The organism is Paenibacillus lupini, from assembly GCF_011761355.1.
GTDB classification, from domain to species: domain Bacteria; phylum Bacillota; class Bacilli; order Paenibacillales; family Paenibacillaceae; genus Pristimantibacillus; species Pristimantibacillus lupini.
In genome coordinates this window covers 166730-180863 of the sequence record NZ_JAASRW010000001.1, presented here as the reverse complement: position 1 = coordinate 180863, position 14134 = coordinate 166730, and the positions used below count along the sequence as shown (strand labels likewise).

The window sequence follows — 14134 nt, the reverse complement described above, 5'->3', positions numbered from 1 at the left end:
GGTAGGTCGTTTCGCCATTGGCGTACCTTTAAGTTACCCTCAGCCGTATGTTTTATGACCGCAAAAACATTCCCTGAATGCCTACCATTAGGCTCCTTTCTGGCGATCCGCCAAAACAAGCATTTCTTGAGCATGATGACGAGTTTTTTCCGTTACTTCTACACCGCCCAACATACGCGCAAGTTCCTCAATTCGTGTATGCTCCGCAAGCTTCGTCACGTTCGTCGAAGTACGCTGTTCAATAATATGCTTGCGAATTTCGTAATGGTGATCGGCCATACATGCAACTTGAGGCAAATGCGTAATCGAGAAGATCTGACATTTCGCGGAGAGCTGTGACATCTTCTCTGCAATAGCTTGAGCTGCTCTGCCGCTGACGCCAGTATCAACCTCGTCGAATATAAGCACCGGTACCTGATCAATTTCAGCAAATATTGCTTTCAGGGCGAGCATAATACGCGACATTTCACCGCCGGAGGCAATTTTATTTAATGGCTTAAGCGGCTCACCTGGGTTTGTCGATAACATAAAGATGGCTTCATCAATGCCATTTGCATTTAAAGCAGCCATTTCCGCAGTATCCGATGTTGCCGGATGATCCAATTTCACACGGAATACGGTATTGCCCATTTGAAGCTGCTTCAGCTCAAGCTCAATGGCTGCCGATAATCGATCCGACGCATGAGCACGAAGTTCTGACAGCTCCTGCGCTAATTCATGTGCCTGAAGATAAAGACGAAGCTCATCCTTACGCAGCTTATCCAAATATTCATCTCGGTTCTCGATTTTGTCTCGTTCAGTTGCAATTCGGTCAAGATAATCGAGAATTTCCGGAATGGACTCCCCATATTTACGTTTCAGACCGTTAATTAGATCAAGCCTGTCTTCAATAATGGAGAGCTGCTCAGGATCAGAATCAATACTGTCCCGATAATCACGCAGCTGGAACACAGCATCCTCCGCTTGATAAAAGGCAGATTGCAGCTGCTCAAGCATAGGTGTCAGCACTGCAGGGTCATATCCTTGGATATCCGTAAGCTTAGTTATCGCTTTGCTGATTGCATCCAAGCCCTTGCCATTGTACAGAAGAGTGTAAGCTTCAGCCACGCTGTCCATACGCTTGCCTGCATATTGCAGCTTGCGCTTCTCCTCCACAAGCTGCTCATCTTCACCTGCTTTTAAATTAGCATTCGTAATTTCTTCAATCTGATACCGATATAAGTCGAGCATTTGTACGTTATGACGAGTTGTCTCCTCTAATTCACGTACAGATGCACGTGACTGCTGTAGCTGCTGATACACAGCGCGGTAAGCAGTCTTTCGCTCGATAAGCAAATCACCAGCGAACAAATCCAGCCATTCCAAGTGCTGTTCCGTACGCAACAACGATTGATGCTCGTGCTGACCATGAATGTTCACCAGGCATTCGCCGATCTCTCGCAGCATGGTCATCGTTACAAGCTGACCATTAACGCGGCTGCTGCTTTTACCATGCGAGGTCAGCTCACGTCTAATGACCAGCATTTCTTCTCTGGACGCTTGAACACCAAGCCGTTCTAATACATTCCACACCGGATGGATAGCCGGCAAATCAAACATAGCCTCCATCTCAGCTTTATCACAACCGTACCTGACCATATCTGCGGAGCCTCGTCCACCAACAATTAAGCTAAGTGCATCGATAATAATCGATTTCCCCGCACCTGTCTCCCCTGTTAATACATGAAATCCACGATGAAACGAAACGTTTACTTCCTCAATAACCGCTAAATTCCGAATGGATAACTCGCGCAGCATGGCCAATAACCCCCAACAATGTTTAGTTCAGTAATTCGAGCAGCTTCTCAACAAGCTCGCTGCTCTTATCCTTAGTCCGGCAAATAATAAGGATCGTATCATCACCGCATATGGTCCCCATTACTTCCGGCCATTCCATATTATCAATTAACGCGCAAATCGTATTGGCTGTACCAGGTAAACATTTCATCACCACAAGATTCTCTGTGTAATCAATATGGGTGAAATGGTCAATCAGCGCACGTTTTAACTTATTAACTGGATTCTGACGCTGTTGCTCTTGTGGCAGAGAGTACTTATAACGACCATCTTCCGCGGGCACCTTAATGAGCATCAGTTCTTTCATATCTCTAGATACAGTCGCTTGAGTAACCTGTAAGCCAGCCTCCCGAAGGGCGTCCACCAGTTCCTCCTGCGTCTCAATCGTATGCTTTGTAATAATTTCCTTGATCTTGTACTGTCTAATGCCTTTCATAACGTTCCTCCCAAAACATGCTAGTCGCTTATATTAAAAATAATTTGCCGAATGATCTGCTCTTTCGCATCAACGAATAGGACTCCGGTACATTCCGGCAGCAGAAGCGAATAAATGAGCAAACGATCTCTTACACCGCTGCCTGTCCAATCCATCGGCATTCGTTCGCGTGCAGTTTTCACTATATACATTTTGCCATCTTGCTCAGCAATATAATCAATATATAGTCGGCTGTTAAGTGATTGTCCGTCCAAGTCTATTCTGATCGGAACCCGATGCTTTCCAGATAGAACCTCATAGCCCGAACGTTCCAGGAATATGATGTTCTCATCGTCTTCTGTAAGCTCGCCGCCCTTACCCAGCGTTAAACGATTCACGCTTATAGGCTGATGCAGCCATCGATAGGCGCCTCGGTATAACCAGAACAACAAAAATGCGCCAGCGACCAGCATAATAAACCAGTCACCGTACATTCCCATACGCAACCCTCCATCCCATTAAAACCTTTCTTAAATTGGTTCGTGATGAAGGGAGCATTTTCCTCTCTGAACAATTGGACGAACGCATGTTTGGTTGCTTTTAGTTTAGCAAAACGAACACATGTTTGTAAAGAGGAAAAACAAAAGGGAACGCTGGCCGCTTAAATAACGGTCGTAGCATTCCCTTGGAAATGTTTGATACCAGCGCAGTCTTGATCGTCGAGTACAGTTAATTTCACGAATCAGCATAGTTCTGCAACGGTTAATGTTTTTTATGAACAGTAAATGTCTCACCTGCCTGACGGACAACAGCTGTAATCGCTTGCTCGTCATGCAGATGGTCACTAGGTTCGTTCTCCCATGTCCAATAGGCAAGAAACTCAATATTGCCTTCACCGCCAGTGATTGGCGAGAAGGTCAGGTCCTGCAGCTTATAACCTAGTTCAGCAGCAGCATGGAGAACCTTCTCGAGGACTTCCTGATGAACGCTTGGTTCACGAACAACACCCGATTTTCCGACCTTCTCCCGCCCCGCTTCGAATTGCGGTTTTATTAGTGCTACAATACCCGAACCAACACTCAACAGACCACTAAGTGCCGGTAAAATATGCTTGAGTGAAATAAAGGATACATCAATTGTAGCAAAGGTCGGAGGCGGTCCTTCCAAATCAGACGGCTGTGTATAACGGAAATTAGTGCGCTCCATGACACGAACTCGCTCATCTTGCCGAAGCGACCAATCCAGTTGGTTGTAGCCAACATCAATCGCATATACAAATGAAGCGCCGTTCTGCAAGGCACAATCTGTAAAACCGCCAGTAGAAGCCCCAATATCGAGCATAACTCTGTCCGTCAAATCAATCTCAAAAGAGCGAATAGCTTTCTCAAGCTTAAGCCCACCTCTGCTAACATAGGGGTGAACTGCTCCTTTGACCTTGATCTCGGCTTCCCGCGGAATCTTCATGCCACCTTTATCAACAGGTTCGTTATTCACAAGCACCAAACCAGCCATAACAGCTGCTTTAGCCTTCTCTCTGCTCTCATAGAACCCACGTTCCACAAGCAATACATCTATTCTTTCCTTCGGTGTCGTTGTCATGGTTCTCCTTCGTTACTGCCCTGTTGCACGCTTCTGGCGGCTTGGCAGCATGCTCTTAAGCTCCATCGCTGCTCGCTCTCCAGTTAAGCCGACTTCCACACGCTGTTCCTTGATCGAACCATGCTCCACGAATAGATCTGGAACACCCATAATACGAACCGGCATGCCATATATCCCCCGCAGGGAGTAGAATTCCAGTACTGCGCTGCCAAAGCCGCCCAGCTCCGAGCTTTCTTCAATAACAAGAATATGCTTGCCTTCCGAAGCGAATGAGAGCAGCATTTCCTCATCAAGCGGTTTAATAAATCTGGCATTCACGATTTGTACGTTGAGGCCATCTCTCTTTAGAAGCTCTGCAGCTTCTTCTGCAACCTGAAGCATTGGTCCAATTGCCAGGATCACGGCGGAATCGCCTTCTCTAACTGTCTCCCACTTACCAATTGGCAGCGGTAGAAGTTCTTCATCCATTTTGACACCAAGACCACTGATACGCGGATAACGAACCGCAATAGGTCCTTCATTATAGTCAATTGCCGTCTTCATCATACGGCGAAGCTCATTTTCGTCCTTAGGCATCATAATGACAAGATTCGGTATGTGACGCAAGAAAGCAATATCATATACACCTTGATGAGTCTCGCCATCAGGCCCAACAAAGCCCGCTCGGTCAATTGCAAATACTACATTTGCATTTTGCCGGCAAATATCATGCACTACTTGGTCGTAAGCACGTTGAAGGAAAGTTGAATATACCGCATAGACAGGCTTCATACCTTCCATCGCAAGCGCTGCAGACATTGTTGCCGCATGCTGCTCAGCGATGCCAACATCAATCATCCGATCAGGGAATCGCTCTGCAAATTTGAGAAGACCCGATCCACCTGGCATTGCTGGAGTAACCGCAACAATCCGTTTGTCCTTCTCAGCCATTTCAATCAGCGTATTACCAAATACATCAGTATACATTGGCGGGCCTACTGCCTTCACAACTTGACCCGATTCAATTTTATACGGCGAGATCCCATGCCACTTGAAGGAATCTGTTTCTGCAGGCGAGTACCCTTTGCCTTTAACGGTAATGACATGTACCAGTACAGGTCCTGGGATGGAGTCCGCCTGTTTGAACAGATCAAGCATCTGTTCCATATCATGACCATCAACAGGTCCAAGGTAAGTGAAGCCAAATTGCTCAAACAAAATACCGCTGACCAGCAAATATTTCAAGCTGTCTTTGAAACGCTCTGCCGTCTTAGCCAGTTTACCGCCGATTGCCGGGATTTTATTCAGGAAATGCTGAAGTTCATCCTTCGCTTTCTGATAATGACGGTCTGTACGGATTTTGCTCAAATAATGGTGCATCGCACCTACGTTTGGAGCAATAGACATCTCATTATCATTCAGAACAACAATGAGGTTTTTCTTCTCGTCGCCAATATGGTTGAGTGCTTCAAGTGCCATTCCGCCCGTTAATGCACCATCGCCAATAATGGCAACAACTCGGTTGTCTTCACCTTTCAAATCACGAGCCAACGCCATGCCCATAGCTCCTGAAAGAGAAGTACTGCTATGTCCGGCTTCCCAAACATCATGCTCACTTTCCGCACGTTTAACAAAACCGCATAGACCCTTATATTCACGTAGTGTATCAAACCGGTCTTTACGTCCGGTTAGAATCTTATGAACATACGATTGATGACCTACGTCAAAAAGAAACTTATCCTTTGGACTGTCAAAAAGATAATGGAGGACCAGTGTCAGCTCCACAACTCCAAGATTCGGTGCGAGATGACCACCTGTAACGGAAAGCTTCTCAATGAGGAACTGGCGAATTTCTTCAGATAACTGCTCCAGCTCTTCCAATGAAAAATCTTTCAGATCTTGAGGTCCGTTAATTTGATCAAGCAGCACGTTACTTCCTCGCTTTCTGGAATACGACATCAGATCACATCTTATTCCACAATAAACGTCAAAATATTTCAATCATTATAGCATAAGCTCCGATATTTTCCCAATGTACCCATTTACACAATCCTAACTTAGTAATCCCGTTGGACAAGATAATCGGAAATTAAGAGCAATTTATCCGGTGCGGCGATTTGAGCTTCAAGGATCACTGCCTTCGCTTCACGGGTTAAACGTTTGACTTGTGCTTTACTTTCCTCGATCCCAAGCAGGTACGGGTAGGTTACCTTTTGCTGCTCAACATCGCTGTTCGTTTTTTTGCCGAGCTTTTTCTCGTCACCAATCAGATCAAGAATATCGTCTTGAATCTGGAAAGCAAGGCCGATGTTACGTCCGTACAGACGCAGAGCTTCCAGCTGTTCTGCTGTTGCACCACCAATTCGGCCACCGGCAGTAACCGAGAAAACAATCAAATCGCTCGTTTTATGAAGATGAATATATTCAAGTTCTTCAATCGAGGTCGTTCCTTGCTCGCCCTGCATGTCAGCTGCTTGACCGCCAACCATGCCTCTAGCCCCTGCGAGCATTGCGAGATCCTCGACGATATCAAGTGCTACATCAGCGCTTACCCCACCAAGACGAGCCGCCTTTGAAATAAGGTGAAAAGCATGCGTCAATAAGGCATCACCTGCAAGAATAGCCATTGCTTCACCAAATACCTTGTGATTGGTCAGCTTCCCGCGGCGGTAATCATCATTATCCATGGCAGGAAGATCGTCATGAATAAGTGAGTAAGTATGGATATATTCAATCGCGCATGCAACTGGAAGCGCATGTTGTACCGCATCTGATTGGCCTTTGATCGCCTCAGCAGCAGCCAGTACAAGAGCAGGCCTTAAACGTTTGCCGCCAGCCTGCAGGGAATACAGCATCGACTCTCTGAGCTGCTGCGGGATATTCCAGTCGGCAGGCAGAGCTTCGGGAAGTGACTTTTCAATAAGCGCAGCACATTCATTCAAGTAAGACTTGATATCTGTAATCAACGTTATTCCCCTTTTTCCTCGTTCATTGGAGCGAATGCCTTCTTTTGAAAACCTTGCTCTGTCTCAATAAGCAATTCGATCTTGCGTTCAACCTGCTCCAGCTTGCCGCCGCAAAGGTGCGATAGCTTCATACCATCTTGGAACAATTCGATCGCCGTTTCCAGCGGAACATCTCCGCTTTCAAGCCGCTCAACGATTTTCTCGAGCTGTTCCATGGCTTCTTCAAAGCTTATTTCATTATTCGCTGCTGCTTTCAACGCCATCTTCTCCTTTCATCGACCAAACGTGACAATCAAGCTGTCCGTCGGCTACCTTCACTTTCACAAGATCACCTGGCTGAACATCAGCAATAGATTTGATCAATCGCTTTTCTTGCTCGTCATAGACTAGGCTGTAGCCTCTGGCCATTACTTTCAGAGGACTTAGAGCATCAAGCTGGCGAATCGCACTATGCAGCTGCAGCCGCCGTTCTTTCAGCGATGATTGCATAGCTTGCTCCAACCGCTTGACGTCACCTTGAAGCCGCTTAGCTGCGAAGGCCGCTTGTTCCCCTGGATGATGTCCGGACAATTGACTATGCAGCCGATCAAGCCTTGCTTTCCCACGTTCTGCTAACCGTACTGTTCTCTGCTGCAGCCGTTCCTGGAGTCGATCCAGCCGCTGAGCCTGATCAAGTAAATATCTGCGGGGATGTATGAAGAACGGAGACCGCCTAACGCGTTCCAGCCGTTCCTTCCTCCCTTGTACCATCATTCGCAGCGATTGTTCTAATCGCTGCCGTTGTCTGACTAGCTGCTGCTGAAGCTCCGCAACATGCGGAACAGCAAGCTCAGCAGCGGCCGTTGGCGTTGCTGCCCGAAGATCAGCAACAAAATCAGCAATTGTAAAATCAGTCTCATGCCCAACCGCACTAATGACCGGAATTTGTGATGAAGCGATGCTTCTAGCGACAAGCTCTTCATTAAATGCCCAAAGCTCTTCGAGAGACCCGCCGCCCCTGCCTACAATTAATACGTCGACTTCGCCAAAACGGTTCATCGATTCGATTGCTTTCACAATCGAAGGTGCTGCTTGCGTCCCTTGGACCAGCACCGGGAACACATAGATGGGAACCGATGGATGTCTGCGCTGCAAGGTTATGATGATATCCCGAACCGCTGCGCCAGTAGGGGATGTAATAACTCCAATACCTTTAGGAAAACGCGGAATGGGCCGTTTGCGCGATTCGGCAAACAACCCTTCCGTTTCCAGCTTCGTCTTCAGCTGTTCATAGGCTAGATACAAGCTTCCAATTCCGTCCGGCTGCATTGCAGTTACATAAAATTGATAATTGCCGTCACGTTCATAGACCGATACATTGCCACGTGCCATTACTTTCGTACCTTCTCGCGGAATAAAAGGGAGCCGCTGATTATGCGATGCGAACATGATGCATTTGAGACGGCTATCTTTATCTTTCAACGTAAAGTACATATGACCACTGGAATGATGCGTGAAATTGGATATTTCCCCTCTTAGCCATACATCGCCAAGCAGGTTATCAGATTCCAGCTTCATTTTAATGTAACGGTTAATCTCTTTTATCGAATAAATACGAGGTTGATCTGCCATAAGACATCATCACTCCCCGACTTTGTGTGCTCGTTTCGCAGCTGTAATCGTATTGTTCATGAGCATTGTAATTGTCATCGGTCCTACGCCGCCCGGAACAGGAGTAATAAAGCCTGCTGTTTCCAGACAATCTTCATAATCCACGTCGCCGGCAAGTTTGCCGTCTGGCAGACGGTTAATACCCACATCAATGACAACTGCACCTGGTTTCACATATTTGCTGTCAATCGCTTTGGCTTTACCAATCGCTACAACTAGAATGTCAGCTTGCTTTGCAAGCTCTTCCATATTCGCTGTACGAGAATGACAGATCGTTACCGTTGCATTCTCACGAAGAAGAAGCATAGCAACCGGCTTGCCTACAATGTTACTGCGGCCAATGACAACGGCATGTTTACCCGCGATGTCACCACTGCTCCGTTTGATCAATTCAATAACGCCGGCAGGTGTACAAGGAAGCAGACTGTCGTCTCCAATAACAAGGTTGCCTACGCTTTCCGGATGGAAACCATCAACATCTTTGTCAACATGAATAGCGTCGATCACTGCTTTTTCATTAATATGTTTAGGCAATGGAAGCTGTACGAGAATACCGTTGATTTTATCATCGTTATTCAATTGATCAATAAGCGCAAGCAATTGCTCTTCCGAAGTCGACTCCTCCAAACGATGAACCTCGGAATGGAAGCCAAGTTGTTGACATGCTTTTTCTTTCGAGCCTACATAGACCTTGGATGCTGGATCTTCGCCTACGAGAACGACAGCCAGACCAGGAACGATGCCTTTCTCTCTAAGATCAGCTGCCTCCTTCTGAATTTCTTCCCGAATCATATCAGAAATCTGTTTCCCTGCAATAATTTGTGCGCTCATCATCATCTCTCCCCTATGTACACGGCCAAAAAAGGCCGCTTATCTAATTTGTCGATTCTGAATTTGCCTGTTCGCCTACATGCTCTTTGAACAGCTTGCCCAACACGCCGTTAACGAATTTGCCGGATTCTTCTGTACCAAAATGCTTGGCCAGCTCAATCGCCTCGTTAATTGCCGCTTTAGGTGGTACATCATTGTTATACACAATTTCAAAACAAGCCAAACGAAGAACTTGACGGTCAACACGAGACAAACGGTCTACCTGCCAGCCAGTCAAATATTGCTGCAGCATCTCATCGATCGCTGCCTTATTGTCTGCAACTCCACTAACGAGCTCACGAACATAAGAATCCGTCTGATCACTTTCCACAAATTCAGCTTCGATTTCATTCTCGGTACGAGCTTCTTCCATCAGCATATCTACAGCTTCCATGGCAGTTACATCGTTCATTTCCATTTGATATAAGCTTGATACAGCTATCTCGCGTGCTAATCTACGTTTCATGCTTTCCTCCTCGGCAGCTCTCTGCCGATATACTCTTATATTTGAAAAAAAACCTATGATCTCCTCCCTGCCCGGAACTGGAGGCAATCCATCTTCCGGCGTACGGAGGAGACCACAGGATTATCTAAACGGCCGATACCTTTCCATTAACCAAGACCAAAGCCGCTGCCAAGGCAAGATTGAACCGTTTTGCATGTCCTTTTGCTTGCCAAACCAATAACCGGCCGAGACGAGCAGTATGAAAAACAGCATGTCCCAAAACCCGGCAAACAAGTACACAAATCCGAAAAACAGACCTGCGGCAGCGCCGATCGTCCGTTTCCCATAGGATGCCCAGTACTCCCTCCACATCGGCATGCTCCCCTTTATTCGACGCGACTTTTATTCGTCCCGGTTTGAATGACGTTAGCGATGTATACCGCTACATTCGTCACCGGAATACCGGCAATCTCCTCAACATGTTCTTTCACAGCCTTTTGGATTTCCTCCGTAAGACTTGGAATTGAGCTTTCCCCATCTACGACTGCGCGTAAAATGATGTTAAGGCCAGTATCAGACGCTTGGATGCGTGCTTTCAAATCTTTAACACCACGCTGCTTTGTTGCAGCCTTAAGCGCTAAATTCTCAATTGTCTCTATCGAAATCCGGATATCACCAAAATCGGTGCGTTGGTCGATAGAGGGCGCTGATGAAGAAGAACGCTTCAGCGAAACAATGAAGAATCGCAAGCTGAGCAGGAGCAGAATAAAGCCTACTACAACAGTAGTAATTAGAAGAGAATCCGTACCGTAGAGCTCACTGACCATATCATTCAAATCGTCCTCCTGTATCCAATTAAACCCGATACAAGCAATAAAGACGGAGATAATGCCGATGGCTATACTGTAAATAAACAAGAATAGCTTGTCTATAATTCTGATCAACGTAACGCCTCCCCGCGTCAGAGCGAATGAAAACCCCCTTGCGCGAAGCGGCATAACCATCACGAGGGGGTTATATTAATTCAATTCATCAGCGTGTGTGTTATTTCACGCGGAAATTTGAGTCTTCTTCTTCCGGTTTGCTCTCTGTCTTGAAATGTACATCGTGAATATGTACGTTCACTTCAATTACATTCAATCCTGTCATCATTTCAATGGAGCGTTTTACATTACGTTGAATTTCCGAGGCGATTTCCGGAATCCGGTTGCCGTACTCCACGATAATCGACACATCGACTGCAGCTTCACGCTGGCCGACCTCAACCTTAACGCCCTTAGACAAATTCTTGCGGCCAAGCAGTTCGGCAATGCCGCCTGCAAATCCGCCACTCATTCCTGCTACTCCACTCACTTCTACAGTAGCCAGTCCTGCGATCACTTCAATGACTTCGGGTGCAATTTGAATGGTGCCAATGTCCGTTCTCTCATAATCTGCAGCAATCGTACTCATGATGGTTGTACACCTCCTTAAAGTTGCGCGCTCCGGTAATGGCTAGAAAAAACCGAAGTGTTACCTTCGCATCTTATTTCTATACTATAACATTCGACGTGAAATATGACAAACCAGGTGCAGATTGTACTATTCCGCTTGTTCCGGCTGATTCACGTCGTATTCTTCCAGGAATTTAATATCAAACGTGCCTTTTACGAAAATCGGGTGATTCAGAAGCTTTTGATGGAAAGGAATCGTTGTTTTAATACCATCAATTGCAAATTCGGAAAGCGCACGCTTCATACGAGCGATGGCTTCTTCCCTCGTTCTTCCCCATACAATCAGCTTGGCAATCATCGAATCGTAGTGCGGCGAAATCGTGTAACCAGGATACACAGCACTGTCTACCCGAACGCCCGTACCGCCTGGCGGCAGATAGAACGGAATAAGACCTGGAGACGGCATAAAGTTACGCTCTGAGTCTTCCGCATTAATCCGGCATTCAATTGCCCAGCCGTTAATTTGGAGATCTTCTTGCTTGAATGACAACGGATTGCCTTCTGCAACGGAGATCATCTCTTTAATCAAGTCAACATTCGTTATCATCTCTGTAACCGGATGTTCAACCTGAATACGAGTATTCATCTCCATGAAGTAGAAATTGCCGTCTGGACCAAGCAGAAACTCAAGAGTTCCGGCACCAGAATATTGAACAGCTAATGCCGCACGAACAGCTGCACTTCCCATACGCTCACGAAGTGCTGGCGACAGGATCGGGCAAGGTGCTTCTTCAACAAGCTTCTGACGACGGCGCTGCACAGAACAGTCACGTTCGAACAAATGAACGGCATTGCCGTGCTTGTCGGCCATAATCTGAATTTCGACGTGTTTCATGCCCGTCAAATATTTCTCCAAATACACACCAGCATTTCCGAAAGCCTTTTGAGCTTCCTGCTGGGCTGTCGTAATTTGCTGAATGAGCGTATCCTCATCCTCCGCAATACGAATCCCTTTACCGCCGCCGCCGGCAGTTGCTTTAATAATGACCGGGTAACCAATGCTACGTGCAATACGGATTGCGTCATCCATATTTTCAATAAGGCCGTCAGAGCCCGGAATAACCGGTACATCTGCTTCCTTCATCGTTTGCTTCGCAACGGCCTTGTCACCCATCTTGCTGATCGCTTCTGGGGAAGGACCAACAAAGGTAATGTTGCATGATTCACAGATCTCTGCGAAATCCGCATTTTCGGCCAAGAACCCGTAACCCGGGTGCACAGCATCACAGCCTGTAATCGTGGCAACACTCATCAGGTTTGTCAAATTTAAATAACTGTCCTTGGAAGCGGTAGGACCGATGCAATAGGCTTCATCTGCAAGTCGCACATGCAGCGAATCACGGTCAGCCTCGGAATAAACAGCTACTGTCGAAATACCGAGCTCGCGACAAGCGCGAATGATGCGTACCGCGATTTCTCCACGGTTAGCGATTAATACTTTTTGGAATTTCACATTCGTACTCCTCTCAGGCAACAATTTCTCCAAATTCGGAGCTGGTCTTATTCCGGTTTAACAAGGAACAACGGCTGGCCGTATTCCACCAATTGACCGTTGGACACCAGAACTTCAACAATCTCACCGCGAACTTCTGCTTCCAGCTCGTTCATCAGCTTCATCGCTTCGAGAATACATACAACGCTCTTCTCCGTTACACGGTCTCCTGCTTTGACGAATTCTGCTGCGTCAGGAGACGGAGAGCTGTAGAACGTACCAACCATTGGCGAAACAATTTGGTGCAGATTGTCTGTATTAGGACTTGCTGCAGGTGTGCTGGCTTGTACAGCTGCTTGTGGAGCTTCTGCTGCCGGCTGCGGTGCAAATACAGGCGCCTGCGAATATGTATGCGTAATTGGGGCTGCTTGTACATTCACCACTTCGGTTTTGCCAGGCTTGCGAATGAATAAGCGTGCTCCTTCGTTTTCGATCTCCAGCTCATGAACGGAAGTCTGATCAACCAGTTTGATCAATTCCTTAATCTCGCTCAATTTGAACATGAATAGTTTTCACTCCTTAAAAGTTTCCGAAGCCTTGTTGCTTCGTATGCGTTTGCTTTTACCCTGATAGAATAGCATTATTCAGTTTCTAATGGATATTTATCCGTCACATAACGTCTAACATTATATCACAAACGCGGCGGAACACGAATCAATTTTTTAATATGCCATTAATAATGGAACTTTTATACAAAATAAAAAGAGACCGATCAGGGATCAGATCCCTGCCGGCCTCCTCTACATTACTTGATAAATTGTACTGAAACTTGGTCAGCACCTACGTTTAATGTTTTCATAACGAGATCAATAATGTTGGCTGCTTGGGTCTTATCCAGCTTTTCACTTTCGACCAACACTTTATAACCGTTGCCTTCTTCGTTAACAATTGCCGTCTGGAAGCTCTTCATCAATTCATTCTCGATGCTTGTTAATTTCGAGTTCTTCTCTTCCAGCTGCTCCAGCTGCTGCATAGCAGCTTTGGAGTCTTCAGGGTCCTGCAGATCAGTGATGTCCGAGAACAGTTTATCCTGCTGATCGCTGTTTAACTGGCTGCGCTTTTCTTCCACTTGAGCAAATACACTGCTGTCTACGCCGCCTTGAGCTTCAATTTGCTCGAGAACTTGCTTATCTTCATCAGATAAAGCATCATTGCTGACATTTGCTGTTTCGTCTTGATCCACTTGATCCACCACAATCTGATCATTGTTTGCTGAAGCTTCTGTTGCTCCTGTTTTTTGCTCCGTTTGTGTACCGTCAGAAAGCATATCCGGTGATTTGGTATCTTGCGTAAACAGGTAATACGCGGATAATACGACCATCAAACTGAGCATCGATACGAGCCAAATTGTTTGTCTTTTCGTGTTCATAGAACACCCTCCTAATAATG

General features: G+C 46.4%; 16 protein-coding genes. All 16 read right to left on the bottom strand.

Annotated features, from left to right (window positions below; translation table 11 throughout):
- Nucleotides 1-87: 87 nt before the first annotated feature.
- The 16 genes from recN to FHS17_RS00835 all read right to left on the bottom strand — a co-directional run bounded on the left by recN (nt 88) and on the right by FHS17_RS00835 (nt 14114).
- A complete protein-coding gene (recN, locus tag FHS17_RS00910) occupies nt 88-1797 on the bottom strand; it encodes a DNA repair protein RecN (protein WP_167272726.1) in 1710 nt (569 codons plus the stop codon).
- Between the two features lie 22 nt (nt 1798-1819).
- Nucleotides 1820-2272 (bottom strand): transcriptional regulator AhrC/ArgR, encoded by a 453-nt coding sequence (gene ahrC, locus FHS17_RS00905; protein WP_167272723.1) that lies wholly within the window; start codon nt 2270-2272, stop codon nt 1820-1822.
- 20 nt (nt 2273-2292) lie between these two features.
- Nucleotides 2293-2751 carry a hypothetical protein gene (locus tag FHS17_RS00900; RefSeq protein WP_167272718.1) on the bottom strand — a complete coding sequence of 153 codons (459 nt, stop codon included), beginning with the start codon at nt 2749-2751 and terminating at the stop codon, nt 2293-2295.
- Between the two features lie 262 nt (nt 2752-3013).
- A complete protein-coding gene (locus FHS17_RS00895; protein ID WP_167272713.1) occupies nt 3014-3850 on the bottom strand; it encodes a TlyA family RNA methyltransferase in 837 nt (278 codons plus the stop codon).
- Nucleotides 3851-3862: 12 nt separating this feature from the next.
- Complete coding sequence (gene dxs / locus FHS17_RS00890) at nt 3863-5788, bottom strand: 1-deoxy-D-xylulose-5-phosphate synthase (protein WP_208420186.1); 1926 nt, start codon at nt 5786-5788, stop codon at nt 3863-3865.
- A gap of 98 nt (nt 5789-5886) precedes the next feature.
- Nucleotides 5887-6795 (bottom strand): polyprenyl synthetase family protein, encoded by a 909-nt coding sequence (locus tag FHS17_RS00885; RefSeq protein WP_167272709.1) that lies wholly within the window; start codon nt 6793-6795, stop codon nt 5887-5889.
- A gap of 2 nt (nt 6796-6797) precedes the next feature.
- Nucleotides 6798-7058 (bottom strand): exodeoxyribonuclease VII small subunit, encoded by a 261-nt coding sequence (gene xseB, locus FHS17_RS00880; RefSeq protein WP_167272705.1) that lies wholly within the window; start codon nt 7056-7058, stop codon nt 6798-6800.
- Nucleotides 7033-8406 (bottom strand): exodeoxyribonuclease VII large subunit, encoded by a 1374-nt coding sequence (xseA, locus tag FHS17_RS00875; RefSeq protein ID WP_167272701.1) that lies wholly within the window; start codon nt 8404-8406, stop codon nt 7033-7035. The genes xseB and xseA overlap by 26 nt, the downstream gene beginning before the upstream one ends.
- Nucleotides 8407-8415: 9 nt before the next feature.
- A complete protein-coding gene (gene folD / locus FHS17_RS00870; RefSeq protein WP_167272698.1) occupies nt 8416-9276 on the bottom strand; it encodes a bifunctional methylenetetrahydrofolate dehydrogenase/methenyltetrahydrofolate cyclohydrolase FolD in 861 nt (286 codons plus the stop codon).
- A 43-nt stretch (nt 9277-9319) separates the two neighbouring features.
- Nucleotides 9320-9781 (bottom strand): transcription antitermination factor NusB, encoded by a 462-nt coding sequence (gene nusB, locus FHS17_RS00865; RefSeq protein ID WP_167272694.1) that lies wholly within the window; start codon nt 9779-9781, stop codon nt 9320-9322.
- A 120-nt stretch (nt 9782-9901) separates the two neighbouring features.
- A complete protein-coding gene (locus FHS17_RS00860; protein WP_415639827.1) occupies nt 9902-10132 on the bottom strand; it encodes a DUF2273 domain-containing protein in 231 nt (76 codons plus the stop codon).
- Nucleotides 10133-10146: 14 nt separating this feature from the next.
- Nucleotides 10147-10704: an alkaline shock response membrane anchor protein AmaP gene (amaP, locus tag FHS17_RS00855; RefSeq protein ID WP_167272684.1), complete on the bottom strand. Its 558-nt coding sequence runs from the start codon at nt 10702-10704 to the stop codon at nt 10147-10149.
- 100 nt (nt 10705-10804) lie between these two features.
- Complete coding sequence (locus FHS17_RS00850) at nt 10805-11212, bottom strand: Asp23/Gls24 family envelope stress response protein (protein ID WP_167272680.1); 408 nt, start codon at nt 11210-11212, stop codon at nt 10805-10807.
- A 129-nt stretch (nt 11213-11341) separates the two neighbouring features.
- The gene (gene accC / locus FHS17_RS00845; RefSeq protein ID WP_167272676.1) at nt 11342-12706 is read right to left on the bottom strand and encodes an acetyl-CoA carboxylase biotin carboxylase subunit; all 1365 of its coding nucleotides are present in this window, start codon (nt 12704-12706) and stop codon (nt 11342-11344) included.
- A 47-nt stretch (nt 12707-12753) separates the two neighbouring features.
- A complete protein-coding gene (gene accB, locus FHS17_RS00840) occupies nt 12754-13248 on the bottom strand; it encodes an acetyl-CoA carboxylase biotin carboxyl carrier protein (RefSeq protein ID WP_167272674.1) in 495 nt (164 codons plus the stop codon).
- 242 nt (nt 13249-13490) lie between these two features.
- Entirely contained in the window at nt 13491-14114 is a 624-nt protein-coding gene (locus FHS17_RS00835; protein ID WP_167272671.1) for a SpoIIIAH-like family protein, read from the bottom strand.
- Nucleotides 14115-14134: the final 20 nt, after the last annotated feature.